Source organism: Pseudomonas piscis, from assembly GCF_009380155.1.
Lineage (GTDB): Bacteria > Pseudomonadota > Gammaproteobacteria > Pseudomonadales > Pseudomonadaceae > Aquipseudomonas > Aquipseudomonas piscis.
Genome location: NZ_WHUV01000001.1, coordinates 1,097,317 through 1,121,683 on the forward strand (window position 1 = coordinate 1,097,317; position 24,367 = coordinate 1,121,683).

At 64.8% G+C, this 24,367-nt stretch carries 22 protein-coding genes; 14 read left to right on the top strand and 8 right to left on the bottom strand.

From position 1 onward, the window contains the following. Positions 1-67: 67 nt before the first annotated feature. From GDH07_RS05195 to pcaC, 4 genes are read left to right on the top strand one after another with little or no spacing between them, the layout of a single operon-like run. A complete protein-coding gene (locus GDH07_RS05195; RefSeq protein ID WP_031321069.1) occupies positions 68-1,363 on the top strand; it encodes an MFS family transporter in 1,296 nt (431 codons plus the stop codon). A 45-nt stretch (positions 1,364-1,408) separates the two neighbouring features. Next, positions 1,409-2,773: a 3-carboxy-cis,cis-muconate cycloisomerase gene (locus GDH07_RS05200; protein WP_053135472.1), complete on the top strand. Its 1,365-nt coding sequence runs from the start codon at positions 1,409-1,411 to the stop codon at positions 2,771-2,773. 11 nt (positions 2,774-2,784) lie between these two features. Further along, positions 2,785-3,573, top strand: a complete 789-nt coding sequence (gene pcaD / locus GDH07_RS05205) for a 3-oxoadipate enol-lactonase (RefSeq protein WP_053135469.1) — start codon at positions 2,785-2,787, stop codon at positions 3,571-3,573. 22 nt (positions 3,574-3,595) lie between these two features. Beyond that, the gene (gene pcaC / locus GDH07_RS05210) at positions 3,596-3,994 is read left to right on the top strand and encodes a 4-carboxymuconolactone decarboxylase (protein WP_022642766.1); all 399 of its coding nucleotides are present in this window, start codon (positions 3,596-3,598) and stop codon (positions 3,992-3,994) included. 86 nt (positions 3,995-4,080) lie between these two features. Here the strand turns inward: pcaC and adeC are convergent, their stop codons facing one another. The 3 genes from adeC to emhA are packed head-to-tail and all read right to left on the bottom strand — an operon-like array spanning position 4,081 to position 9,842. Further along, entirely contained in the window at positions 4,081-5,544 is a 1,464-nt protein-coding gene (gene adeC / locus GDH07_RS05215; protein ID WP_152896837.1) for an AdeC/AdeK/OprM family multidrug efflux complex outer membrane factor, read from the bottom strand. Further along, positions 5,541-8,681, bottom strand: coding sequence for an efflux RND transporter permease subunit (locus GDH07_RS05220; protein ID WP_022642768.1), 3,141 nt, complete (start codon positions 8,679-8,681; stop codon positions 5,541-5,543). The genes adeC and GDH07_RS05220 overlap by 4 nt, the downstream gene beginning before the upstream one ends. 3 nt (positions 8,682-8,684) lie before the next feature. Beyond that, positions 8,685-9,842: an efflux RND transporter periplasmic adaptor subunit EmhA gene (gene emhA, locus GDH07_RS05225; protein WP_053135463.1), complete on the bottom strand. Its 1,158-nt coding sequence runs from the start codon at positions 9,840-9,842 to the stop codon at positions 8,685-8,687. Positions 9,843-10,107: 265 nt separating this feature from the next. Here emhA and emhR point away from each other — a divergent pair, with 265 nt between their 5' ends. Both emhR and GDH07_RS05235 read left to right on the top strand, forming a co-directional pair. After that, the gene (gene emhR / locus GDH07_RS05230; protein ID WP_022642770.1) at positions 10,108-10,740 is read left to right on the top strand and encodes an efflux system transcriptional repressor EmhR; all 633 of its coding nucleotides are present in this window, start codon (positions 10,108-10,110) and stop codon (positions 10,738-10,740) included. A gap of 163 nt (positions 10,741-10,903) precedes the next feature. After that, complete coding sequence (locus GDH07_RS05235; RefSeq protein WP_085596116.1) at positions 10,904-11,788, top strand: DMT family transporter; 885 nt, start codon at positions 10,904-10,906, stop codon at positions 11,786-11,788. A 71-nt stretch (positions 11,789-11,859) separates the two neighbouring features. On the opposite strand, the gene GDH07_RS05240 is transcribed toward GDH07_RS05235, so the two are convergent. Genes GDH07_RS05240 through GDH07_RS05250 form a run of 3 tightly spaced genes read right to left on the bottom strand, consistent with a single transcriptional unit; the run spans position 11,860 to position 14,432 of the window. Beyond that, on the bottom strand, positions 11,860-12,909 hold the full coding sequence (locus GDH07_RS05240; RefSeq protein WP_053135457.1) for an alkene reductase: 1,050 nt from the start codon (positions 12,907-12,909) through the stop codon (positions 11,860-11,862). Positions 12,910-12,944: 35 nt separating this feature from the next. Then, entirely contained in the window at positions 12,945-14,111 is a 1,167-nt protein-coding gene (locus GDH07_RS05245) for an MFS transporter (RefSeq protein ID WP_053135454.1), read from the bottom strand. Between the two features lie 18 nt (positions 14,112-14,129). Continuing rightward, complete coding sequence (locus GDH07_RS05250; RefSeq protein WP_152896838.1) at positions 14,130-14,432, bottom strand: ArsR/SmtB family transcription factor; 303 nt, start codon at positions 14,430-14,432, stop codon at positions 14,130-14,132. Between the two features lie 154 nt (positions 14,433-14,586). Here GDH07_RS05250 and GDH07_RS05255 point away from each other — a divergent pair, with 154 nt between their 5' ends. Further along, positions 14,587-15,177, top strand: coding sequence for an acyl carrier protein phosphodiesterase (locus GDH07_RS05255; RefSeq protein WP_022642773.1), 591 nt, complete (start codon positions 14,587-14,589; stop codon positions 15,175-15,177). A gap of 6 nt (positions 15,178-15,183) precedes the next feature. On the opposite strand, the gene GDH07_RS05260 is transcribed toward GDH07_RS05255, so the two are convergent. Both GDH07_RS05260 and olsB read right to left on the bottom strand, forming a co-directional pair. Further along, positions 15,184-15,978, bottom strand: a complete 795-nt coding sequence (locus GDH07_RS05260) for a lysophospholipid acyltransferase family protein (RefSeq protein ID WP_152896839.1) — start codon at positions 15,976-15,978, stop codon at positions 15,184-15,186. After that, positions 15,978-16,733, bottom strand: a complete 756-nt coding sequence (gene olsB / locus GDH07_RS05265; RefSeq protein ID WP_022642775.1) for an L-ornithine N(alpha)-acyltransferase — start codon at positions 16,731-16,733, stop codon at positions 15,978-15,980. The genes GDH07_RS05260 and olsB overlap by 1 nt, the downstream gene beginning before the upstream one ends. Positions 16,734-16,874: 141 nt before the next feature. Between olsB and GDH07_RS05270 the strand changes: the two genes are divergently transcribed. From GDH07_RS05270 to GDH07_RS05300, 7 genes are all read left to right on the top strand, one after another. Next, positions 16,875-17,771 (top strand): acyl-CoA dehydrogenase middle domain-containing protein, encoded by an 897-nt coding sequence (locus GDH07_RS05270; protein WP_152896840.1) that lies wholly within the window; start codon positions 16,875-16,877, stop codon positions 17,769-17,771. A gap of 73 nt (positions 17,772-17,844) precedes the next feature. Beyond that, on the top strand, positions 17,845-18,942 hold the full coding sequence (locus tag GDH07_RS05275) for a serine hydrolase domain-containing protein (protein ID WP_152896841.1): 1,098 nt from the start codon (positions 17,845-17,847) through the stop codon (positions 18,940-18,942). Beyond that, positions 18,939-19,268: a hypothetical protein gene (locus GDH07_RS05280; RefSeq protein ID WP_022642778.1), complete on the top strand. Its 330-nt coding sequence runs from the start codon at positions 18,939-18,941 to the stop codon at positions 19,266-19,268. Before GDH07_RS05275 ends, GDH07_RS05280 begins: the two co-directional genes overlap by 4 nt. A gap of 121 nt (positions 19,269-19,389) precedes the next feature. Beyond that, positions 19,390-20,565 (top strand): M20 aminoacylase family protein, encoded by a 1,176-nt coding sequence (locus tag GDH07_RS05285; RefSeq protein WP_152896842.1) that lies wholly within the window; start codon positions 19,390-19,392, stop codon positions 20,563-20,565. Positions 20,566-20,667: 102 nt separating this feature from the next. After that, a complete protein-coding gene (locus GDH07_RS05290) occupies positions 20,668-21,978 on the top strand; it encodes a citrate-proton symporter (RefSeq protein WP_152896843.1) in 1,311 nt (436 codons plus the stop codon). After that, complete coding sequence (locus GDH07_RS05295; RefSeq protein WP_152896844.1) at positions 21,975-23,438, top strand: amidase; 1,464 nt, start codon at positions 21,975-21,977, stop codon at positions 23,436-23,438. Before GDH07_RS05290 ends, GDH07_RS05295 begins: the two co-directional genes overlap by 4 nt. 84 nt (positions 23,439-23,522) lie before the next feature. Further along, on the top strand, positions 23,523-24,296 hold the full coding sequence (locus tag GDH07_RS05300) for an IclR family transcriptional regulator (RefSeq protein WP_152896845.1): 774 nt from the start codon (positions 23,523-23,525) through the stop codon (positions 24,294-24,296). Positions 24,297-24,367: the final 71 nt, after the last annotated feature.

Here is a 24,367-nt window from a genome sequence, read left to right on the forward strand (position 1 = left end):
GAGACAGTGGAACGGGAGTGTTGCCAAGTATGTCTAGACTGACACTGTCCCCCATGAGTGAAAAGACATGACTACAACTACAAGTCACTACACCGGAGAGGAACGCAGCAAAAGGATCTTTGCCATTGTCGGTGCTTCATCCGGCAACCTGGTGGAATGGTTCGACTTCTATGTCTACGCCTTCTGCGCCATTTATTTCGCCCCGGCGTTCTTTCCCTCGGACGACCCCACGGTGCAGTTGCTCAACACTGCTGGGGTGTTCGCCGCCGGATTCCTGATGCGCCCGATCGGCGGCTGGTTGTTCGGCCGGGTCGCCGACCGCCACGGGCGCAAGAACTCGATGATGATCTCGGTGCTGATGATGTGCGCCGGCTCCCTGGTCATCGCCTTCCTGCCGACCTATGCCAGCATCGGTGCCTGGGCGCCGTTCCTGCTGCTGATGGCGCGGCTGTTCCAGGGGTTGTCGGTGGGCGGCGAGTACGGCACCACCGCCACCTACATGAGCGAGGTGGCGCTCAAGGGCCAGCGTGGTTTCTTCGCGTCATTCCAGTATGTGACCCTGATCGGCGGGCAACTGCTGGCGGTGCTGGTGCTGGTGATCATCCAGCAGTTCCTCGACGAGGCCGAGCTCAAGGCCTGGGGCTGGCGCATTCCGTTCGTGATCGGCGCCATAGCGGCCTTGATCTCGTTGCTGCTGCGCCGTTCGCTGAAGGAAACCAGCAGCCGGCAAACCCGCGAGGACAAGAACGCCGGCAGTGTCGCCGCGCTGTTCAAGCACCATTCGGCGGCCTTCATCACGGTGCTGGGCTACACCGCCGGTGGTTCGCTGATCTTCTATACCTTCACCACCTACATGCAGAAATACCTGGTGAACACCGCCGGCATGCACGCCAAGACCGCCAGCTATGTCATGACTGGCGCCTTGTTCCTGTACATGTGCATGCAACCGCTGTTCGGCATGCTCGCCGACCGCATCGGCCGGCGTAACTCGATGCTCTGGTTCGGCGCGCTGGGGACATTGTTCACGGTGCCACTCCTGCTGGCCCTGAAGACCGTCAGCAGCCCGCTCCTGGCGTTCGTGCTGATTACCCTGGCGCTGGCCATCGTCAGTTTCTACACCTCCATCAGCGGCCTGGTGAAGGCCGAGATGTTCCCGCCCGAGGTCCGGGCGCTGGGCGTGGGGCTGGCCTATGCGGTGGCCAATGCGATCTTCGGTGGTTCGGCGGAATGGGTGGCCCTGAACTTCAAGAACATGGGCATGGAAAACACTTTCTACTGGTACGTTACGGTGATGATGGCCATCGCCTTCCTGTTCAGCCTGCGATTGCCCAGGCAGGCCGCCTACCTGCACCACGACCTTTGAACCACGAGCCTGCGCCCGGGTGGACGCAGGCTGCCAAGGACCCTTATGACCCTAGCTGCGAGCAACCAGCTGTTCGATGCCTATTTCACCGCCCGGCCAATGCGCAGGGTGTTCTGCGACCAGGGGCGGATCCAGGCCATGCTCGATTTCGAAGCCGCCCTGGCCCGGGCCGAGGCCCGGGTGGGGTTGATCCCGGCCAGCGCCGTCGCGCCGATCGAGGCCGCCTGCCAGGCCGAGCTGTATGACTTGCAGGCCCTGGGCGAGGCCATAGTCACGGCGGGCAACCCGGCCATCCCGCTGGTCAAGGCCCTGGGCCGGCAAGTGGCTGCAAACGCCTGCGAAGCCGAGCGCCATGTGCACCTGGGCGCCACCAGCCAGGATGTGATGGACACTGGCCTGGTGCTGCAACTGCGCAGCGCCCTGGACCTGCTGGAACACGACCTTGAGCGCCTGGGCCAGTGCCTGGTGGCCCAGGCCGAGCGATACGCCGACCTGCCCCTGGCGGGCCGGACCTGGCTGCAACATGCCACTCCAGTCACGCTGGGCATGAAGATCGCCGGTTGGCTGGGGGCGGTGACCCGCAGCCGCGAACGCTTGCAGCAACTCAAGCCGCGCTTGCTGGTGCTGCAATTCGGTGGTGCCTCCGGGACCCTGGCGGCCTTGGGCGAGCAAGCGCTACCGGTGGCTCGGGCCCTGGCCGAGGAGCTGCGCCTGGGCCTGCCGGAGCAACCCTGGCACACCCAGCGTGATCGCCTGGTGGAGTTCGCCTCGACCCTCGGCCTGTTGGCCGGCAGCCTGGGCAAGCTGGGCCGGGATATAAGCCTACTGATGCAGACCGAGGCGGCGGAGGTATTCGAGCCGGCGGCGGCGGGCAAGGGCGGCTCCTCGACCATGCCGCACAAGCGCAATCCGGTGGGCTCGGCGGTGCTGATCAGCGCCGCGACCCGGGTTCCGGGGTTGCTGGCGACACTGTTTTGCGCCATGCCCCAGGAGCACGAGCGCAGCCTGGGGCTGTGGCATGCCGAATGGGAAACCCTGCCGGAGATCTGCTGCCTGGTATCCGGTGCCCTGCACCAGGCCCTGTCACTGGCCGAGGGCCTGGAGGTGGATCGCCAGCGCATGGCGCACAACCTCCAGTTGACCCAGGGGCTGGTTCTGGCAGAGGCGGTGAGCATGGCCCTGGCCCAGCGCCTGGGGCGCGAGACCGCCCACCACCTGCTGGAACAATGCTGCAAGCGCGCGGTGGCCGAGCAACGCCACCTGCGCGGGGTATTGGGCGAGGATCCCCAGGTCAGTGCCGAGCTGTCGGCGCTGGAGCTGGATCGCCTGCTGGATCCGGCGCATTACCTGGGCCAGGCCAAGACCTGGGTCGAGCGCGCCGTGGCTGAACATTTTGCCTTGAAGGCCTGAAGGAGATTGCCGTGGGATTCGTGAAACTCGCCGGGGGCGAACTGCATTATCAACTGGAGGGGCCGGAGCAGGCGCCGGTGCTGGTGTTGTCCAACTCTTTGGGTACCAACCTGCACATGTGGGACAGGCAGATGCCGCTCTTCACCGAGCATTTTCGGGTCCTGCGCATGGATACCCGTGGCCATGGCCGGTCCCTGGTCACCGCGGGGCCCTACAGCATCGAGCAACTGGGGCGCGATGTACTGGCGTTGCTCGATGCCCTGGATATTCCGCGTGCGCATTTTTGCGGCCTGTCCATGGGCGGGTTGATCGGCCAGTGGCTGGGGATTCATGCCGGCGAGCGCCTGGGCAAGCTGGTGGTGTGCAACACCGCGGCCAAGATCGGCGACCCTTCGGTGTGGAACCCGCGGATCGAGACGGTGCTGCGTGACGGCCAGGCCGCCATGGTGGCGCTACGGGATGCGTCCATCGCCCGCTGGTTCACCCCGGACTACGCCGAGGCCCATCCGGACCAGGCCAAGCTGATCACCGACATGCTGGCCGCCACTTCGCCCGAGGGCTACGCGGCCAACTGCGCCGCAGTGCGCGATGCCGACCTGCGCGAGCACCTGGCGGCGATCAAGGTGCCGACCCTGGTGATCGCCGGCAGCGACGATGCCGTCACCCCCCCGGCTGGTGGGCACTTCATCCAGCAGCGGGTACAGGGCGCCGAGTACGCCGAGTTCCGCGCCGCACATCTGTCCAACGTCCAGGCCGGGGATGCCTTCAGCACCCGGGTCCTGGATTTCCTGCTGGCCTGAACGGTCGCCCAAGGAGCCATTCGTGGACGAAAAACAACGTTATGCCGAAGGCCTGCAGGTGCGTCGCGCGGTGCTGGGCGAGGCCCATGTCGAGCGCAGCCTGGCAGCCCTGAACGAGTTCAACTCGGAGTTCCAGGACATGATCACTCGTCATGCCTGGGGGGATATCTGGACCCGTCCGGGACTGCCCCGGCATACCCGCAGCCTGGTCACCATCGCCATGCTGATCGGCATGAACCGCAACGAAGAGCTCAAGCTGCATCTGCGGGCGGCCGCCAACAACGGCGTGAGCCGGGGCGAGATCAAGGAAGTGATCATGCAGAGTGCCATCTACTGCGGGATCCCGGCGGCCAACGCCACCTTCCACCTGGCCGAGTCGGTGTGGGATGAACTGGGAGTGGAGTCGCGCCAGGCTCCGTAGGCGAGGGCGGGGCGGTCGACCTTGGCCGTGGACTACAAACGAAAAACCCACCGTGAGGTGGGTTTTTCATGCAGCCGGTTCAGGCTTCAGAACAGATGCAGCTCAGGGGCTTTCTTTTCCGCCGTTTGCTCGTTCTTCGCGCTTTGCTCGCTCCAGCCACCGCCGAGGGCCTTGTACAGGTTGACCTCGCTGGTCAGCTGCGCCAGGCGGTCGGTGATCAGCGCTTGTTGGGCGCTGAACAGCGAGCGCTGGGCGTCGAGGAAGGTCAGGTTGCTGTCGACCCCGATGCGGTAGCGGCGCTCGGCCAGACGGTAGTAGTCCTGGTTGGCACTGACGAAATCACGCTGGGCCTGCAACTGCTGGTTGTAGGTCTGGCGTGCGGCCAAGCCATCGGAGACTTCCTGGAAGGCGGTCTGGATGGACTTCTCGTACTGGGCGACGCTGATGTCCTTCTGGATCTTGGAGTAGTCCAGACTGGCGCGCAGGCTGCCGGCGTTGAAGATCGGCAGGCTGATCTGCGGCTGGAACAACCAGGTACCCGAGCCACCCTTGAACAGGCCGGAGAGATCCGGGCTCAGGCTGCCGGCGTTGGCCGTCAGGCTGATGCGCGGGAAAAACGCCGCGCGAGCCGCGCCGATATTGGCGTTGGCCGCCTTGAGCTTGTACTCGGCCTCGAGGATATCCGGACGCCGTTGCAGCAGCTCCGACGGCAGGCCGGCCGGCAACTCGCTCAGCAGGTCGGCCGACAGTGGCTGGGCCGCCGGCAGGTTGGCCGGGATCGCGCTGCCCAGCAGCAGGGTCAGGCTGTTTTCATCCTGGGCTACCTGGCGGGTGTAGCGCGCCAGTTGCACCCGGGCGTTTTCCACGGAGGTACGCGACTGGCTCAGGTCCAGGGCCGAGGCGACCCCGACCTCGTTGCTGCGCGAAGTCAGGCGGTAGCTTTCCTCGTAGGTCGCCAGGGTTTCCTGGGTCAGCTTCAGCAGCTCCTTGTCGGCCTGCCAGGTGATGTAGGCATTGGCGACACTGGCCACCAGGCTGATCTGGGTGCTGCGCCGGGCTTCTTCAGTGGAGAAGTAGTTCTGCAGCGCTTGCTCGCTCAGGCTGCGTACGCGACCGAACAGGTCCAACTCATAGGCACTGATACCGACGGTGGCCGATTGCTGGCCGGAGATCCGGTCATCGCCGGTCCCGGATACCCGGGCCGGCAGGCGCTGGCGCTGGCCGCTGACGTTGGCGGAAATAGCGGGGAACAGGTCCGCCCGCTGGATCTGGTACTGCGCGGCATAGGCGTCGATGTTCAGCGCCGCGACCTTCAGGTCGCGGTTGTTTTCCAGGGCGACCTGGACCAGCTGCTGCAGGGCCGGGTCATGGAAGAACTGCCGCCAGCCTTGTTCGGCGGCCGCCACGTTGGCGGCCTCCTTTGGCGAATAGGCCGGGCCTTGGGGGAATTGCGCCGCCACCGGCGCGTCCGGGCGCTGATAATCCGGTATCAGCGAGCAACCACTTAGCGCGATGGCGGTGATTGCCAGGGAGAGTAGCGACTTGCTCATTGGCCAGCCTCATTAGAATTTGCTGTGGTTTCTGATTGGTCCGCTTTCCTGCGGCCCATGGACGACACGACGACGAAGAACAGCGGGACCCAGAAGATCGCCAGGATCGTCGCGGTAAGCATACCGCCAATCACGCCGGTACCGATTGCATGCTGGCTACCCGCACCAGCGCCGCTGGAGGTGGCCAGAGGCACGACCCCGAGGACGAAGGCCAAAGAAGTCATGATGATCGGCCGCAGACGCATACGGCAGGCTTCAACCGCGGCGTCGATCAGGGAGCGGCCCTGTTCGTGCAGTTCCTTGGCGAACTCGACGATCAGGATGGCGTTCTTCGCCGCGAGGCCGATGGTCACCAACAGACCTACCTGGAAGTACACGTCGTTGGACAGGCCGCGCAGGCTGGTAGCCATCAGCGCGCCGATGATCCCCAGTGGCACCACCAGCATGACCGCAATCGGAATCGACCAGCTTTCATACAGGGCTGCCAGGCACAGGAACACCATCAGCAGGGACAGGGCGTACAGCGCTGGCGCCTGGGAACCCGACAGGCGTTCCTCGTAGGACAGGCCGGTCCAGGAAATACCGACACCTGGTGGCAGCTTGGCGGCTATGGCTTCGACCTCGGCCATGGCTTCACCGGTGGTGTAGCCGGGGGCCGGAGAACCGAGGATCTCCATGGCCTCCACGCCGTTGTAGCGAGCCAGCTTCGGCGAACCGTAGATCCATTCGCCCTTGGCGAAGGACGAGAACGGCACCATGGTTCCGGCACTGTTGCGCACGTACCACTTCTTCAGGTCCTCGGGGCTCATGCGAGCACCGGGTTGGCCCTGGACGTACACCTTCTTCACCCGACCACGGTCGATGAAGTCGTTGACGTAGCTACTACCCAAGGCGATCGACAAGGTGCTGTTGATATCGCTCAGGGTCACGCCCAGGGCACTGGCACGCTCGTCGTCGATGGTCAGCTGGTACTGCGGTTCATCGTTCAGGCCGTTCGGACGGACCTGGGCCAGCACCTTGCTCTGGGCTGCCATGCCGAGGAACTGGTTGCGTGCCGCCATCAGTTTTTCGTGGCCGATGCCGGCGCGGTCCTGGAGGAACACGTCGAAACCGGTGGCGTTACCCAACTCCAGTACCGCCGGAGGAGCGAAGGCGAACACCATCGCGTCACGGAAGCTGAAGAAGTGCATCTGTGCACGCTGGGCCAGGTTGAACACGCTGTTTTCCGCAGAGCGTTCGCCCCATGGCTTGAGCATGATGAAGGCCATGCCCGAACTCTGGCCACGACCGGCGAAGTTGAAGCCGTTCACGGTGAACACCGAGGCGACGGTGTCCTTTTCCTTGTCCAGCAGGTAGGAACGCATTTCGTCGACCACCACCTGGGTCCGCTCGGCACTGGAGCCGGCTGGTGTCTGGACCTGGGCGAACAGTACGCCCTGGTCTTCTTCCGGCAGGAACGCGGTCGGGATACGGGTGAACAGCCACATCATGCCCACCACGATCAGCAGGTAGGCCAGAAGGTACGGCGCCTTGTGCCGCAGGATGCTGGCGACGCCGCGCTCGTAGCGCTTCACGCTGTAGTCGAAGCTGCGGTTGAACCAGCCGAAGAAGCCGCGCTTCTCGCCATGGCCTTCAGGGATGGCCTTGAGCATGGTGGCGCACAGGGCCGGGGTGAAGATCAGGGCAACCAGTACCGACAGGGCCATGGCCGAAACCACGGTGATCGAGAACTGCTTGTAGATCACGCCGGTGGAGCCGCTGAAGAACGCCATCGGCAGCAGTACCGCAGACAGCACCAGGGCGATACCCACCAGGGCGCCCTGGATCTGGCCCATGGATTTCTTGGTCGCTTCCTTGGGTGACAGTCCTTCCTCCTGCATCACCCGCTCGACGTTCTCCACCACGACGATGGCGTCGTCCACCAGCAAGCCGATGGCCAGCACCATGCCGAACATGGTCAGGGTGTTGATGCTGAAACCGGCCGCCGCGAGGATGCCGAAGGTGCCCAGCAATACCACCGGTACCGTCATGGTGGTGATCACCGTGGCACGGAAGTTCTGCAGGAACAGGAACATCACCAGGAACACCAGCACGATGGCTTCCACCAGCGTGTGCACCACGCTCTTGATGGATTCGGTCACCACTGGGGTGGTGTCGTACGGGAATACCACCTTCATGCCTGGCGGAAAGAAGGGCTCCAGGTCGCTGATGGTCTTGCGCAGCGCCTTGGCGGTATCCAGGGCGTTGGCGCCGTTGGCCAGTTTCACCGCCAGGCCGGAAGCCGGGTTGCCGTTGAACTGGGCGCTGATGGCGTAGTTCTCACCGCCAAGCGCCACGTCCGCGACATCGCCCAGGCGTACTTGCGAACCATCCTTGTTGACCTTCAGCAGGATCGCCTTGAACTGCTCGGCAGTCTGCAGGCGGGTCTTGCCGATGATGGTGGCGTTCAGCTGTTGGCCAGGCATGGCCGGCAGGCCACCGAGCTGGCCGGAGGACACCTGGACGTTCTGCGCGGCGACCGCGGTCTTCACGTCCACCGGGGTCAGGTTGTAGTTGTTCAGCTTGGCCGGGTCGAGCCAGATCCGCATGGCGTACTGGGCACCGAACACCTGGAAGTCACCGACGCCCGGGGTCCGGGAGATCGGGTCCTGCATGTTCGACACGATGTAGTTCGACAGGTCGTCCTTGGACATGCTGCCGTCCTCGGAAACCACGCCGATCACCAAGAGGAAGTTCTTCACCGCCTTGGTCACGCGGATACCCTGTTGCTGTACTTCTTGCGGCAGCAGCGGGGTGGCCAGGTTGAGCTTGTTCTGCACCTGGACCTGCGCGGTATCGGAGTTGGTGCCTTGCTCGAAGGTCGCGGTGATGGTCATGCTGCCGTCGGAGTTACTTTCCGAGGACACATAACGCAGGTTGTCGATGCCGTTGAGTTGTTGCTCGATCACCTGGACCACGGTGTCCTGCACGGTCTGCGCCGAGGCGCCCGGATAGGTCACGGAGATCGCGATCGAGGGCGGCGCGATGCTCGGGTACTGGTTGATCGGCAGTTTGAGGATCGCTAGAGCCCCGACCAACATGATCACCAGGGCGATAACCCAGGCGAAGATCGGACGGTCGATAAAGAATTTCGACATGGTTTACTCCCCTTTGCCGCCTGCAGTCTTGCCAGTTGCCTGGGCAGGGGCCGGGTTCTTCGCAGATACGTTGGTGGCTTCGGTGGCCTTGACCTCGATGCCGGGCTTGACGAACTGCAGGCCTTCGGTGATCAGGCGATCGCCGGCCTTCAAGCCATCTTCCACCAGCCACTGGCTGCCGACGGTGCGGCTGGCCTTGAGCTGGCGCAGCTCGACCTTGTTGTCGGCACCTACCACAAGGGCGGTCGGAGTGCCCTTGAGGTCACGGGTCACGCCTTGCTGTGGCGCCAGGATCGCCGCGCTGTTGACCCCGGCTTGCAGCTGGGCATGCACGAACATGCCGGGCAGCAGGGTGTGCTCAGGGTTCGGGAACACCGCACGCAGGGTCACCGAGCCGGTGGTCTCGTCCACCGAGACTTCGGAGAATTCCAGCTTGCCGTCGAGCTTGTACTGGCTACCGTCTTCCAGGGTCAGCTTGACCTTGGCGGCGTTGTCGCCAACTTTCTGCAGGCGGCCGCTTTCCAGCTCGCGACGCAGCTCCAGCAGTTCCACCGAGGACTGGGTGACGTCGACGTAGATCGGATCCAGCTGCTGGATCACCGCCATGGCAGTGGCCTGGCCATTGCTCACCAGGGCACCTTCAGTGACCGAGGAGCGGCCGATACGACCGGTCAGCGGCGACAGCACCTTGGTGTAGCGCAGGTTGATCTGGGCATTTTGCAGCGAGGCCTCGGACTGAAGGCGGTTGGCCACGGCAGTGTCGTATTCCTGGCGGCTCACGGCCTGCTCGTTGACCAACTGCTTGTAGCGATCGGAAATCGAGCGGGTCGATTGCAGGTTCGCCTCAGCGCTCTTCAGCGTAGCTTCATAGATCGATGGGTCGATCTGATAGAGCTGCTGGCCTTCCTTCACATCACCGCCTTCCTTGAACAGGCGTTTGAGGATGATCCCGTTTACCTGTGGACGAACTTCGGCGATACGGAACGCAGTGGTCCGGCCCGGGAGTTCGGAAGTCAAGGTAAAGGCTTGTGGTTGCAGGGTGACGACGCCGACCTGAGGTGCTTGAGGGGCGGGTGCCGCCTCTTCCTTTTTACATCCGCTGAGCAGCGATGCCAGGGCGACGGCAGTGACCAGAGCGGTAACAGCTGGCTTGAGTTGCATGAAGATCCTCGGGTCAGGCACGCGAGATGCGCACAAGAAAAGTGGAAAGGTAAAAAGAGTTGGCTGAGTGGATAAGTAGCTTGCTAAGGAATATACTTACGTACATGTCTGTTTGTAAATACCTTGGTGGCGTACCCATCCGGTTACAAAAGCTCCCGCAAGTGTTGAATTGTAGGTTGGGTAAACGGCACTCGAGATGTCGTTCCATATTTATTCAGAAGGTCTTTGCGCATCGCTGAAAGATCCTGATCGAGGTTTTACTGCCATGGTCCGTCGTACCAAAGAGGAAGCTCAAGAAACCCGCGCCCAGATACTCGAGGCGGCCGAGAAGGCCTTTTACGAGCGGGGCGTGGCGCGGACCACCCTGGCCGATATCGCGACGCTGGCGGGAGTCACGCGTGGCGCGATCTACTGGCATTTCAGCAACAAGGCCGACCTGGTCCAGGCCATGCTCGACAGCCTGCACGAACCCTTGGGCGAGATGGCGGCCGCCAGCGAGGATGTGGATGAAGTGGACCCTCTGGGTTGGATGCGCAAATTGCTCATTCACTTGTTTCATCAAGTTGCCCTGGACCCGAAAACCCGACGCATCAATGAAATTCTGTTTCATAAGTGCGAGTTCACCGATGAAATGTGCGACCTGCGTCGTCAGCGCCGCGCGGCCAGCCTGGAGTGCAACCTGCATATCGAACTGACATTGAGCAACGCGGTGAATCGTGGGCAGTTGCCCGAAGATCTCGATACAAGGCGGGCAGCCATCAGCATGCGGGCCTTTGTCGATGGTCTTCTCTACCAGTGGTTGTTGGCCCCGGACAGCTTTGTCCTGCATACCGAGGCGGAGCGCTGGGTCGATATCGGGCTGGATATGTTGCGCCTGAGTCCGAACCTTCGTCATTAAGACAAAATGCGTAATTGAATCTGGTTATGTCAAGATCTGCGCAATGAAGCCATGCATCCCCGGACCACAGGGTCGAAACGGGGGGCATTTATATACCGGGCCGGCCCTGTCTTGATAGATAGCGAGCTATGTATTTTGTAGGCAATTTGTTGCGGGGATGTGAATGAGTGTGAGCCCTTCACCATTCAAAGGCGCGGATCATCCCCTGAAGGGTATCGTCCTGATTTGCCTGGCGGTCCTGCTCTTCGCCAGCCACGACACACTGTCCAAGTACCTCTCGGCCTTCTATCCGATCGTGATGGTGGTCTGGGCCCGCTATGTGGTCCATACCCTGTTGATGCTGGTGGTGTTCGTGCCGCGCAGTGGTTTTTCCGCCGTGGTGCGGACCAAGCGCCCCGGCCTGCAATTGCTGCGGGCCCTGTGCATGATTGGCACCAGCCTGCTGTTCACCACCGGCCTGCGCTATATCCCCCTGGCTGAAGCCACCGCGGTCAACTTCCTCGCGCCATTGCTGGTCACCGCCTTGTCCGTGCCGTTCCTGGGTGAGCGGGTCAGCCGCGCCCAGTGGCTGGCGGTGCTGATCGGCTTCGTTGGCGTGCTGATCGTGGTGCGCCCCGGTGGTTCGCTGTTCACCCCGGCGATCCTCTTTCCCCTGGGATCGGCGCTGTGCTTCGGCTTCTATCAATTGCTGACCCGCAAACTCAGCGGCATCGATAGCCCGACCACCAGCAACTTCCTAATCGGCATCATCAACAGCTTGATCATGAGCGCGTTGTTGCCGTTCTTCTGGAGCACTCCGAGCCTGGTCCATGGCCTGTTCATGATCGGCCTGGGCGCCTGTGGCATGTTCGGCCACCTGCTGCTGACCCAGGCGTTCCGCCATGCCGCTCCGGCGATGCTGGCGCCCTTCAGTTACGGGCAGATCCTGTTCGCCGGAATGTACGGCTACCTGATCTTCGGCCATACCCCGGACAGCTACGGCTTGGTGGGCATCGCGGTGATCTGCCTCAGTGGCCTGGCCGTGGCCTGGGCCCAGCGCAAACGCTGATCCTCACGGCATACAGGCAGGCAATAAAAAGCCCCGGCTCTGGTGAACCGGGGCTTTTTCATGGGCAATGCTTACAGCATCGGGTAGTCGATGTAGCCGACCGGGCCCTTGGCATAGAAGGTTTCAGGATGCGGTTCGTTCAGTGGCGCATCGGCTTTCAGGCGGGCCGGCAGGTCCGGGTTGGCGATGAAGGGGACGCCGAAGGCCACCGCGTCGGCCTTGCCTTCGGCCAGCCAGGCATTGGCGCTGTCCTTGGTGAAACGCTCGTTGGCGATGTACAGGCCGCCGAAGGCTTCCTTGAGCCGTGGGCCCAGGCTGTCGGTGCCTTCCTTCTCGCGGGCACAGATGAAGGCGATGCCGCGCTTGCCCAACTCACGAGCGACATACAGGAAGGTCTGCGCCAGGTCGGCATCCCCCATGTCGTGCAGGTCGGCCCGTGGCGACAGGTGCACGCCGACGCGGCCGGCACCCCAGATCTCGATCATCGCATCGGTCACTTCCAGCAGCAGGCGAGCACGGTTCTCCAGGGAGCCGCCATATTGGTCGGTACGCTGGTTGGTGGTGCTTTGCAGGAACTGGTCCAGCAGGTAACCGTTGGCTGCGTGGACTTCCACACCGTCGAAACCGGCGGCCTTGGCATTTTCCGCACCGACTCGGTAAGCCTCGATCACATCGGCGATCTCGGCGGTTTCCAGGGCTCGCGGAGTAGGGAAGTCGGCCAGCGGGCGCACCAGGCTGACGTGGCCCTTGGGCTGGATGGCGCTGGGGCCTACCGGGGTTTCGCCGTCCAGGTAGGAAGGATGGGAAATCCGCCCCACGTGCCACAGCTGCATGAAGATCTTGCCGCCGGCGCCGTGCACCGCCTTGGTCACGTTGGCCCAGCCACGGACTTGGTCGTTGGACCAGATGCCGGGAGTATCCGGGTAGCCCACGCCCATCGGCGTCACCGAGGTGGCTTCGCTGAGGATCAGCCCGGCCGAGGCCCGCTGCACGTAGTACTCGGCCATCAGGGCGTTGGGCACCCGGCCAGCGTCGGCGCGGCAGCGGGTCAGCGGCGCCATGATGATGCGGTTGGACAGTTCGAGGTCGCCGAGCTTGATCGGATCAAAGAGAGTCGTCATGGGGTACAGCCTTCTTCTAAGGGGTAGGGAAGCTATCAGTGGGTTGCCGGAGCCAGTTCGGCGTTGCCGCCCTGGCGGAAAGTGATCAGCGTTACCAACAGGGCCAGGATCGCCAGTGCCGCGGCTGCCAACGGCACGCTGGTGAGGCCGAAGCCGTGGGCGATGACGCTGCCGCCGACCCAGGCGCCCAGGGCGTTGCCGATATTGAAGGCGCCGATGTTCAGGGTCGAAACCAGGTTGGGTGCGGCCTTGCCGAAGGTCACCACGTTGACCTGCAGGGCCGGGACCGCGGCGAAGGAGGCGGTGGCCCAGAGGAACAGGGTGATCTCCGTGGGGATCAGCGCCACGCTGGTCCAGGTCAGCACCGTGGAGACCACGGCCATGGCGGCGAATACACCCACCAGGGTGGCCCCCAGGCGCTTGTCGGCCATCTTGCCGCCGATGATGTTGCCCAGGGTCAGGCCCAGGCCGATCAGCAGCAGGGTCCAGGTCACGCCCTTGGGCGACACCCCGGTCACATCGCCCAGCAGCGGCGCGACATAGGTGAACAGGGTGAACATCGACGCCGCGAACAATGCGGTCATGCCCAGGGACAACCAGATCCCGGCACCCTTGAGGGCTGCCAGCTCCGCACGCATGTCGAGCTTTTCCTCGTCGCGCTTGGCCGGCAGGAACCGCAGCAGGCCGAACAGCGCCACCACGCCGATCACGGTCACCGCCCAGAAGGTCGAGCGCCAGCCGGCTTCCTGGCCCAGCGCAGTTCCCAGGGGTACGCCGAGCACGTTGGCCAGCGTCAGGCCGGTGAACATCAGGGCCACGGCCGAGGCACGCTTGTTGGCCGGCACCAGGCCGGCGGCCACTACAGAACCGATACCGAAGAAGGCGCCGTGGCACAGCGCCGTGATCACCCGTGCGAACATCAGCACGTTGTAGTCACTGGCCAGTGCACACAGCAGGTTGCCGATAATGAAGATCCCCATCAACGTCACCAGGGCAGCCTTGCGTGGCAGCCGGGCGGTAGCCAGGGCCATGAACGGCGCGCCGATGGCCACGCCCAGGGCGTAGCCGGTCACCAGCCAGCCGGCGCCTGGAATCGACACCCCGAGGTCCGCCGCCACATCGGGCAGCAGGCCCATGATGACGAACTCGGTGGTGCCGATGGCGAAGGCACTCAGGGCCAGGATGAGAAGCGAGAGGGGCATTATCGGGTCCTTGTCAGGTCAGAGCTGTTGGCTAATTTGCGTGAGGAACTGCTGGATGGTTTCTTCGTTGCGTTTGAAAAAATGCCATTGGCCGACTTTGCGGCTGCTGACCAGGCCGACACGCTGCAGGGTCGCCAGGTGGGCCGAGACGGTCGACTGCGACAGGCCGCAGCGTTGGTCGATCTGCCCGGCGCACACACCGTGCTCGTTGCTGTGGGTCTGGTCGGGGAATTCGACTGCCGGATCTTTCAGCCAGTGCAGGATTTCCCTGCGAACCGGATGCGCCAGGGCTTTTATTATTTCGTCGAGGTCGATGGACATGGCGTTTCTCACTTTTCCATGAAACGTTGTATCGCGATAAGGCGAAATTTAAATCGTTATTTCGCGATATACCAATATGATTTCGATCTTAGCTCAGTCTTTATCGGTATATCGGGTTATAACGATATGATGTGCGCGGTGCTAAGCTGCGCGGATGAATTATCTCGCACATCTGCACCTCGGCGGCCAGCGCCCGGGTCAATTACTCGGCAGCCTTTATGGCGACTTCGTCAAAGGTCGACTGCAAGGGCAGTTCGCTCCCGAGGTCGAGGCGGCGATCCAGCTGCATCGGCGCATCGACACCTATACCGACAGCCACCCTGTGGTGACGGCGGCGCTGGCGCGTTTCGCCCAGACCCGCAGGCGCTACGCCGGCATCGTCATCGATGTGTTCTTCGACCACTGCCTGGCCCGTGACTGGGCGCAGTACGCCGATCGACCCTTGCAGGCGTTCACTGCCGACGTGTACCGGGCGCTGGCCGCCGAGCCACAACTGCCGGGGCGCCTGGCGCAGATCGCACCCTACATGGCGGCCGATGACTGGCTGGGTTCCTATCGGGACTTCCAGGTGCTGGAGCAGGTCCTGCGGGGGATTGCCCGGCGCTTGTCGCGGCCCGAGGAGTTGACCGCGGCCATGGGCGAGCTGGAACGGCTGTACCAGCCCTTGAGCGAGGATTTTCGCGAGTTCTACCCGCAACTGCAGGCGTTCGCCGAGCAGTACACCGCCCCGTCGCCGGGGCGCTGATTCCACTCAGGCCGCAACCAGTTCGCCATCGCGGCGTGGTTCGGCCGGCTGCAAGGCATCGCCGAACAGGGCTTTCTGGACCGCCTGCTGGGCCTGGAAGGCCAGTGCCGCGCGCTCCTGGCCCTGGCAGGAAATCGGCTTGAGCAGGTGGATCTCCACCTGGCCCTGATCATTGGCGAACAGGCGCAACAGGTGAGACAGCAGGTCGTCGTCGCCGATGAAGGGCGCCAGGTCATCGACCTGACCGTCGCGCAGGTAGCGGATCGCCACGGGTTGCAGGCAGGCCTCGGCCTCGATGGCGCTGGCCAGCAGGCGTCCATGGAAGGTCCGCAGACCACGGCCATCGGTGGTGGTGCCTTCGGGGAACAGCAGCAGCGGATGCTGTTCCTGCAGGTGCCGGGTCATCTGCTTGCGGATCAGCTGGCTGTCGCCGGCGCCACGGCGGATGAACAGGCTGCCGGCCTTGGCGGCCAACCATCCGGCCACCGGCCATGTGCGCACCTCGGCCTTGGACAGGAACGACAGCGGAGTGAGCATGCCCAGCAACGGGATGTCGGTCCAGGACACATGGTTGCTGACCCAGAGCATGGGCTGGCGTGGGAGTTGGCCGTGCACCGTTACTTGGAAGGGCAGGGCGTTGCCCAGGCGGGCCATGAAGAACCGCGACCAGCGCTGGCGGCGGACCATGGAGTTGCTGACCCCCAGGCGCTCCAGCACGCCGAAGATACTGGCCATGCCCAGGCCCAGCGCCACCACCAGCAGCACCCGGGCGATACGCCCGTAGACCCGTAGCCGGCGCATCACACGGCCGCCTTGAAGTGCCGGGCGTAGCGTGGGCACAGCTCGTCGCGCTTGAGCAGGATGAACACGTCGGCCACCTGGAAGTCCTGGTCCCAGCAGGGCTCGCCGCAGATCTTCGCCCCCAGGCGCATGTAGGCCTTGAGCAGTGGCGGCATTTCGGCGATGACGTTGGACGGCAGGTCCAGGTTCGGCAGTGGGTGCCTGGGCTCGGCCCGCAGATGCTCGGTGCTCAGGTAGCGCTCGCGCAGGCGCTGCATGATCGCATGGGCCTGCACTCCACCGTCCTGCATCGGGATGCTGGCGCAACCCATCAGGTAGCTGTAGCCACCCTCGTTGAGGACTTCGGCCAGCTCGCCCCAGAGCACGGCGATGGTGCCGCCGTTGCGGTAGGCCGGGTCGACGCAGGTACGGCCGATCTCCAGGATCGGGCCCTGGAGTTGCACCAGGCCGTGCAGGCTGAACTCTTCTTCACTGTAGAAGCGCCCCAGGCTGCTGGCGGCCTGGTGGTCCAGCAGGCGAGTGGTGGCCACCAGGCACCCGCTGTTCAGGTCGCGTACCCCGATATGGCTGCAATGAACATCGTAGTCGTCCATGTCCAGACCCAGCTCCGCGCCCTTGAGCTTGGCGTTGAACTCGCCGCTGAAGACCTTGAACCGCAGGGCTTGGGCTTCCTGCAGGGCCTGGGCGCCGATCAGGCGTTCGGCTTGCAGGCGGCGTTCAGTACCGGTGTCGTTGATGCGGGCGATCTGAGTCATCGTGAATCTCCGTGCGGGCCAGCGACCCGCCTTGGGTTGCAGCCAATCGACTTTGTTGTGCAAAGTCAGGCTATGTAGCCGCGGTGTCATCGCCATGAAACTTTGGTGATGCTTGTGTGACAGCCCCTGAGGACCTTCGAAATGCCCTGGCAAGCCCTGCTCGAGAGTCATGAACGACTGCCCGCAACCCCTGATCTGGCGGAGGGTTACGGCGTTTTGCTGGCCCGCCTGGGCACTGTCACGCCATTCGAGCTGGCGGTGCTTGGCGGGCGCCTGATGGCGACCCCGGGCCTGGCGTTCCTGGTGGGTTACCAGGCGGCATTGCGCATGTTGTGGCCCAGTGCGCCGCTGAGCCTGGGCGCCTTGTGCGCGACTGAACGTCGCAGCCTGCGCCCGGCGGACATGCAGACCCGGCTGCAGGATCTGCGCCTGCACGGGCGCAAGGATTTCGTCACCGCCGGGGACGCCGCCGACTGGCTGCTGGTGGCGGCCCGTTGCGAGGCCCCCGGGGAGCGGGCGGCGCTGCGGCTGACGGTGGTCTATCCGGGCGAGCCCGGGGTCAAGGTCCAGACCCTGCCGGCGATCGCCCTGATGCCGGAGATCAGCCACGGTTGCCTGCTCCTGGACAATGCCGCCTGTGAACTGCTGGCCGGCGATGGCTGGGATGCCTATGTCAAACCCTTCCGCACCCTGGAAGACATCTATGTTCTCAGCGCCATGGCGGCCTGGCTCCATGGCGTCGGCCAGGACAGCGGCTGGCCGCAGCCGTTGCTCCTGCAATTGCTGGCGTTGCTGGCCGGTTGTGCCGAAGCCAGCCGGCAGAACCCGGCCCTGGCCGGCGGGCACGTCCTGCTGGGTGGGTTGTTCGTGCAGTTCGAAGCCCTGAAGCCGGAGATCGCCATGGCATTCGCCCAGGGGCCCGAGTTCTGGCGCGAACAGTGGAGCCGCGACCAGGCCCTGCTCGAGCTGGCCGCCGGCGCCCGGGCCCAGCGCCTGGCCAAGGCCCTGGCGGCCTTGCAGCAACCGGCTGGGCGCTGAGCCCCGGCGCTTGCAGCAAAACTGTCATGAACCTCGATTAGGCTCGGCCATCGGTTTTTCTCGAGTGTCGTCCATGGCCAAGGGCTCGATCCTGCTGGTGCTGCTTGTCGTGCTCGGCCTGCCGGCCCGGGCCGAGGACTGGCCGGCCGAGCAATGGCCGCGCGAACCCTTGCCCTCGGGTCCGGCGCTCCAGGCCCTGGAGGCCTATGCCTTCGCCCCGCGTGACGACGAGTCGCGCCAGGGGGTACGCACCGATGCCCTGCTGGTGGTGCGTGATGGCCGGCTGGTCTACGAACGCTATGCCGGCGAGACCGGGCCACAGACTCCCCACCTGATCTGGTCCGCCAGCAAGAGCGTGCTGGCGGTGCTCATGGGCGTCGCGTCCGGCGAGGGGCGCTTCAGCCTGCAAGACCCGGCGGTGAATTTCTATCCGGCGCTCAAGCCCCACCCTGGCATCACCATGGCCGACCTTTTGCACTGGGCCTCGGGTCTGGACTGGCAGGAAGACTACGAGTACGCGCCGCTCAATTCATCGGTGGTGGCCATGCTCTACACCCGGGGCCACCGCGACATGGCGGCGTTCGCCGCGCAGCACCAGGCGGCCAGCCCACCGGGCCAGGCCTTTCGTTATTCCAGCGGCGACAGCAACCTGTTGGCGGCCAGCCTGCGCGGCATGCTGGGGGCGCAGCAATATCCGGACTATCCCTGGCGTGCCCTGTTCGAGCCCCTGGGTATCCGCCAGGCAGTATGGGAGCGGGATGCGGCCGGCACCTTCGTGGCGTCTTCCTACCTTTATATGAGTGCCCGGGACCTGGCCCGCATCGGCTTGCTGATGCAGCGCGAGGGGCGCTGGCACGACCGGCAACTGCTGCCCAGGGCCTGGGTCGAGTTCTGCCGCACGCCGTTCGCCGGCTACCGGGCGGGCCAGGACGTTGCCGTGGCGGGTGGGCACTGGTGGCTCAATCGCATCGTGGACGGCGCGCCCCGGCCCTGGCCGGATGCGCCGGAGGATACCTACGCCGCCCTGGGCCATTGGGGCCAGGCGCTGTACATAGTGCCGCAGCAGCGCCTGGTGATCGTGCGCTATGGCGACGATCGCGACGGCAGCTACCAGCACAACGAATTGCTCAAGCGGGTGCTGGCGGCATTTCCTACCCCGGAGCAGCCATGAGCCGCCGAGCCTTCGTCCTGCGCCACCCGCTGCTCTGCCTGCTGCTGGCCGGGTCGCTGGCGCTATCGGGCTGGGCCTGGCAGCAACGGGAGGCGCTCCAGGCATTCCCGGATATCCTCGGCGCCTACACCGCCAAGGAATACTGCTCCTGCCGCTATGTGATGGAGCATCCGGCTGATTATTGCCGCGGGTACGTGCGCCAATACCTGCCCATCAGCAACCTGGTCGATGAGCCGGCATCACGGCGGATCACCGCCAGCGCCCTGGGGCGCACCCACAGCGCCACCTGGCAAGGGAACCGGCAGGGCTGCCGCCTCGATCCCTGAACCGCCTGCTGTTCCATCCTGTGGAACCACATTCGATTGTCCCTGGCGCCGGCTCGCGGTTAGCTACCACCGAGTTGCGTACAACAAGCACGGGAACCCACCCGGCCAGAGGACAGACGCCATGACCCGACACCAGCACATCCTTGCCTGGCTCAATGACATCGCCGGCGACTTGCGTGCCATCCGCCACGACATCCATGCCCACCCCGAGCTGGGATTCCAGGAAAACCGCACCGCGGCTCTGGTGGCTCGCTGCCTGCAAGACTGGGGCTACGAGGTGCACCAGGGCATCGGCTGCACCGGGTTGGTGGGCGTCCTGCGCAACGGCAGCAGCTCGCGCACCCTGGGCCTGCGGGCGGACATGGACGCCCTGCCTATCGTCGAAGCCAGCGACGCGCCCCACAGCAGTCGCCACCATGGCTGCATGCACGCCTGCGGGCATGATGGCCACACCACCATCCTGCTCGGCGCCGCCCGCTACCTGGCGGCCACCCGGCAATTCGACGGCACCCTGAACCTGATCTTCCAGCCGGCGGAGGAGGGCCAGGGCGGTGCCGAGGCGATGCTCGCCGACGGCTTGCTGGAGCGTTTCCCCTGCGATGCGCTGTTCGGCCTGCACAACATGCCGGGCTTGCCGGCAGGGCACCTGGGGTTTCGCCAGGGAGCGATGATGGCGTCCCAGGACCTGCTCGAGGTGGTGGTCGAAGGTGTGGGTGGCCATGGTTCCATGCCGCACCTGGCGGTGGATCCGCTGGTGGCGGCGGCCAGCATGGTCATGGCCTTGCAGACGGTGGTGGCGCGCAACATCGATGCGCAGCGGGCGGCGGTGGTCACCGTCGGCGCCCTGCAGGCTGGCGAGGCCGCCAACGTGATTCCCCAGCAGGCACTGCTGCGCTTGAGCCTGCGCGCCCTCGACGCACCGGTGCGCGAACAGATGCTGGAACGGGTCAGGGCGATCATCCAGACCCAGGCCGCAAGCTATGGCTGCACCGCCAGCATCCTCCATCGCCCGGCCTATCCGGTGCTGGTCAACAGCCCGGCCGAGACCGAGTTCGCCCGGCAGGTGGCCGTGGAACTGCTGGGGGACAGCGCAGTGGATGGCAATACGCCAAAGCTGATGGGCAGTGAGGACTTCGGCTGGATGCTCCAGCGTTGCCCGGGCAGCTACCTGTTCATCGGCAATGGCGTGGGGCAGCCGATGGTGCATAACCCGGCCTACGACTTCAACGACGACATCCTGCTCACCGGCGCTGCCTACTGGGGCGCCCTGGCGGAGAGTTGGCTCAAGCCGCTCTGAGCGTCGTTCTCCAGGTATTTGCCAGTTCCCCGGGTGCCCTTGCGTGCGCCCGGCACTTCAACGAGCCCGCAAGAAGGCTCAAAAGTCCGTGTGGAGCTTTCCATGAGCCTTTCGACCCCCGCTGTTTCCAAGACCCGGCAGGTGGTTGCCGCCGTCATCGGCAATGCCCTGGAGTGGTACGACTTCATCATCTACGGCTTTCTCGCCAGCTTCATCGCCCGCCAGTTCTTTCCCGGCAGCGACGAATACACTTCCCTGCTGATGGCCCTGGCCACCTTCGGCGTGGGCTTCTTCATGCGTCCGGTGGGTGGTGTGTTGCTGGGCATCTACTCCGATCGCAAGGGGCGCAAGGCGGCCATGCTGTTGATCATCCAGTTGATGACTCTGGCCATCGCGATCATCGTCTTCACTCCCACCTACGCCGCCATCGGGCTCGGCGCGCCGTTGCTGGTGGTGGTGGCGCGCATGCTCCAGGGGTTCGCCACCGGCGGCGAATATGCCAGTGCCACGGCCTACCTGGTGGAGAGCGCACCGCCCCACCGCAAGGGCCTGTACGGCTCATGGCAATTGGTGGGGCAGTGCCTGGCGGTGTTCAGCGGTGCGGCGATGGCGGCGGCGGTGACGCATTTCTTCTCGCCCCAGGCCCTGGAGCAGTGGGGGTGGCGCCTGCCCTTCGTGTTCGGCCTGCTGATCGGTCCGCTGGGCCTGTGGATTCGCAAGTACATGGACGAACCACAAGCCTTCGTCGAGGCCCGCAAGCAGGTGCGTGGCAAAGGCCCGGGGCTGCTGGAGATCATCCGTACCCATCGCCGGGGCATCCTGGTGGCCATGGGCCTGGCCTGCGGTGCCACGGTGTCGTTCTATGTGCTGCTGGTGAACATGCCGACCTTCGCCCACAACAATCTCGGCCTGCCCCTGGACCAGGTGCTGCTGGTGCAGATGCTTGCGGTGGCGCTGATGACCCTGGTCATCCCGCTGGCCGGGGCATTGTCGGACCGTCATGGCCGGCGGCCGGTGCTGATGGTCTTCACCCTGGTGTTCTTCGTCATGGTCTACCCCTTGTATGCCTGGGTCGCGGCCGCACCGTCCATCGAGCGCCTGCTGGTGATGCAACTGCTGCTGTGCAGCGCCATTGGCGGTTGCTTCGGCCCTGCGCCCACTGCCCTGGCCGAGCAGTTTCCCATCGAGGTGCGTTCCACCGGCGTATCGGTGGCGTATAACGTCGCAGTGATGCTGTTCGGTGGATTCGCACCGCTGGTGGTGACCTGGCTGAGCAAGACCATGGCCACGCCGGTGGCGCCTGCGTTCTATGTATTGCTGACGTCGATGCTGAGCTTGCTGGCCATCTACTGCCTGCACGATCCGCTCCGGCAGAACAAACCCACTACCTTGCCCCTGGGAGGTGCGTCTTGAGCAAGCTTCACGAACCCGTGGCTGGCGACTCGATCGTCGAACTCGATGCCCTGGCATTGTCCGCGGCGATCCATGGCCGCGAACTGTCCTGCCGGGAGGTGATGCAGGCCTACCTGGCGCAGATCGAGCGCGTGAACCCGCAGGCCAATGCCCTGGTTTCGCTGCGTGCGCCCGAAATACTCCTGGACGAGGCCGACCAGCGCGACCGGCAATTGGCCCGGGGCCAATCCCTGGGCTGGATGCATGGCATGCCGCAGGCGATCAAGGACCTGGCAGCCACCGCCGGGTTGACCACCAGCCTTGGCTCGCCGCTGTTCGCCACCCAGGTGCCCGGCGAGGATGCCATCAGCGTGGCCCGGGTACGCGCCAGCGGGGCGTTGATCGTCGGCAAGAGCAATGTCCCGGAGTTCGGCCTGGGCTCGCATACCTACAACCAGCTGTTCGGCACCACCGGCAATGCCTACGACAGCAACCTGAGCGCCGGCGGCAGTAGCGGCGGGGCGGCAGTGGCCCTGGCGCTGCGCATGCTGCCGGTGGCCGATGGCAGCGACATGATGGGCTCGCTGCGCAACCCGGCGGCGTTCAACAACGTGTTCGGCATGCGCCCCTCCCTGGGCCGTGTGCCCCATGGCCCGGCACCGGAGCTGTTCGTCCAGCAACTGGCCACCGAAGGCCCCATGGGCCGCACCGTGGCCGACGTCGCCCGGCTGCTGGCGACCCAGGCCGGCTACGATCCCCGCGCGCCTCTGTCGCTGAAGGATGACCCGGCCGCGCTGGGGGCCTCCCTGCAGCGGGATGTACGCGGGCTACGCCTGGGCTGGCTGGGGAACTACAACGGTTACCTGGCCATGGAGCAGGGGGTGCTGGCGCTGTGCGAGAAGGCCCTGGGGGATTTTCTCGACCTGGGTTGCGAGGTGGACAACTGCCAGCCGGAGTTCTCCCTGGCCCAGCTGTGGGATTGCTGGCTGGTGCACCGGCACTGGCTGGTCCAGGGTTCCCTGGGCCTGCTGTACAACGATCCGGACAAGCGTCGCTGGCTCAAGCCCGAGGCCCGCTGGGAGGTGGAGGGCGCGGCCAGTCTCGGCGCGGCCGATGTGTATCGCGCCTGCCAGAGCCGCAGCGATTGGTACCGGGCGCTGCTGCGGTTGTTCGAGCGTTACGATTTCCTGCTGTTGCCCACCGCCCAGGTGTTTCCTTTCGATGCACGCCAAGCCTGGCCACGCCAGGTCGCCGGGCAGGAAATGGACACCTATCACCGCTGGATGGAAGTGGTGATCGGCCCGACCCTGGCCGGCTTGCCCTGCATCAGCATCCCGGTGGGCTTCAACCTGGCCGGCCTGCCCATGGGCATGCAGATCATCGGCCCGCCCCAGGCCGACCTGGCCGTGCTGCAACTGGCCCAGGCCCATGAGCAGCTCACGCAGTGGGTGCGCCGGCGACCTCCTGGCAATATCCGGTAATCAGGCAGGGGCAATGGCGCGGTCGAGGGGGCCCGCATCTTGCTGGGAAATTCCTTACCCATCCTCAAGCAGAGAGTCCGGACCATGGCCAGCAAGTTAGAAAGCGCAGGCGTGCGTTCAGTGGAGCGGGCCTTGGCCATCGTCGAGCTGTTGGGCCAGCACCAGGCCCTGGGCCTGGAAGAGTTGCACTACCTGACCGGCCTGCCCAAGGCCACGGTGTCGCGCCTGTTGCTGACCCTGCAAGAGCAGGGTTGGATCTACCGTGGCCTGAGCGACAGGCGCTATTGCCTGAGTGCCCGCAGCCTGTTCGGTGACAGCCGGCAGCGCTTCAAGCGCCAATTGGCCGAGCGCGCCGGGCCCTGGCTGCTGGAGCTGAGCGCCCGCACCGGGCTGGTCAGCGACCTGTCGAGTTTCGACGGCGAGCAGCTGGAGGTCCTGGAGAGCGTGGTGCCCGAGGTCTTGCGCAAGCGCTATCCGAGCAGTAGCAGCCGCGTGGTCGGCCAGCACGCCAGCCTGTTTCATTCAGCCATGGGCAAGGCCTGCCTCGGTGCCTTGCCCTGGGCGGAAGTCGAGCGCCTGGCAGCACGCGAAGCCGAGCCGATCGAGGCCTGGCTGCAACCAAGCGTGCAGTTCCAGCACGAGGGGTTCGGCCAGCGTACCGAGGGCTATTGGGAATACCCGGTGCGCCTGCCGTTCCTGATCCGTGCCGTGGCCCTGCCGCTGCAGGTCGACGGCCGGGTGGTGGGCAGCATTGCCCTGCATTGGCCGCAGGATCTGTCCTGTGTCGAGCAGGTACGCCATCAGTACCTGGGGCTGTTGGCCGAGACGGTCGGGCAATTGCAGAAGACCTTCGCCTGAATCCCGCCCGTCGCCGTGGCCTCCCCACATCGACGCATGGGCGCCTTGCCCTGATCAGCCATCGTGCAGGT

What these genes read in the sequence shown, in the direction of transcription:
- GDH07_RS05195 (WP_031321069.1), top strand. Translation starts at nt 68, where the DNA reads ATGACTACAACTACAAGTCACTACACCGGAGAGGAACGCAGCAAAAGG.
- GDH07_RS05200 (WP_053135472.1), top strand. Translation starts at nt 1,409, where the DNA reads ATGACCCTAGCTGCGAGCAACCAGCTGTTCGATGCCTATTTCACCGCC.
- adeC (WP_152896837.1), bottom strand. Translation starts at nt 5,544, where the DNA reads ATGAGCAAGTCGCTACTCTCCCTGGCAATCACCGCCATCGCGCTAAGT.
- GDH07_RS05220 (WP_022642768.1), bottom strand. Translation starts at nt 8,681, where the DNA reads ATGTCGAAATTCTTTATCGACCGTCCGATCTTCGCCTGGGTTATCGCC.
- emhA (WP_053135463.1), bottom strand. Translation starts at nt 9,842, where the DNA reads ATGCAACTCAAGCCAGCTGTTACCGCTCTGGTCACTGCCGTCGCCCTG.
- emhR (WP_022642770.1), top strand. Translation starts at nt 10,108, where the DNA reads ATGGTCCGTCGTACCAAAGAGGAAGCTCAAGAAACCCGCGCCCAGATA.
- GDH07_RS05235 (WP_085596116.1), top strand. Translation starts at nt 10,904, where the DNA reads ATGAGTGTGAGCCCTTCACCATTCAAAGGCGCGGATCATCCCCTGAAG.
- GDH07_RS05240 (WP_053135457.1), bottom strand. Translation starts at nt 12,909, where the DNA reads ATGACGACTCTCTTTGATCCGATCAAGCTCGGCGACCTCGAACTGTCC.
- GDH07_RS05245 (WP_053135454.1), bottom strand. Translation starts at nt 14,111, where the DNA reads ATGCCCCTCTCGCTTCTCATCCTGGCCCTGAGTGCCTTCGCCATCGGC.
- GDH07_RS05250 (WP_152896838.1), bottom strand. Translation starts at nt 14,432, where the DNA reads ATGTCCATCGACCTCGACGAAATAATAAAAGCCCTGGCGCATCCGGTT.
- GDH07_RS05255 (WP_022642773.1), top strand. Translation starts at nt 14,587, where the DNA reads ATGAATTATCTCGCACATCTGCACCTCGGCGGCCAGCGCCCGGGTCAA.
- GDH07_RS05260 (WP_152896839.1), bottom strand. Translation starts at nt 15,978, where the DNA reads ATGCGCCGGCTACGGGTCTACGGGCGTATCGCCCGGGTGCTGCTGGTG.
- olsB (WP_022642775.1), bottom strand. Translation starts at nt 16,733, where the DNA reads ATGACTCAGATCGCCCGCATCAACGACACCGGTACTGAACGCCGCCTG.
- GDH07_RS05270 (WP_152896840.1), top strand. Translation starts at nt 16,875, where the DNA reads ATGCCCTGGCAAGCCCTGCTCGAGAGTCATGAACGACTGCCCGCAACC.
- GDH07_RS05275 (WP_152896841.1), top strand. Translation starts at nt 17,845, where the DNA reads ATGGCCAAGGGCTCGATCCTGCTGGTGCTGCTTGTCGTGCTCGGCCTG.
- GDH07_RS05280 (WP_022642778.1), top strand. Translation starts at nt 18,939, where the DNA reads ATGAGCCGCCGAGCCTTCGTCCTGCGCCACCCGCTGCTCTGCCTGCTG.
- GDH07_RS05285 (WP_152896842.1), top strand. Translation starts at nt 19,390, where the DNA reads ATGACCCGACACCAGCACATCCTTGCCTGGCTCAATGACATCGCCGGC.
- GDH07_RS05290 (WP_152896843.1), top strand. Translation starts at nt 20,668, where the DNA reads ATGAGCCTTTCGACCCCCGCTGTTTCCAAGACCCGGCAGGTGGTTGCC.
- GDH07_RS05300 (WP_152896845.1), top strand. Translation starts at nt 23,523, where the DNA reads ATGGCCAGCAAGTTAGAAAGCGCAGGCGTGCGTTCAGTGGAGCGGGCC.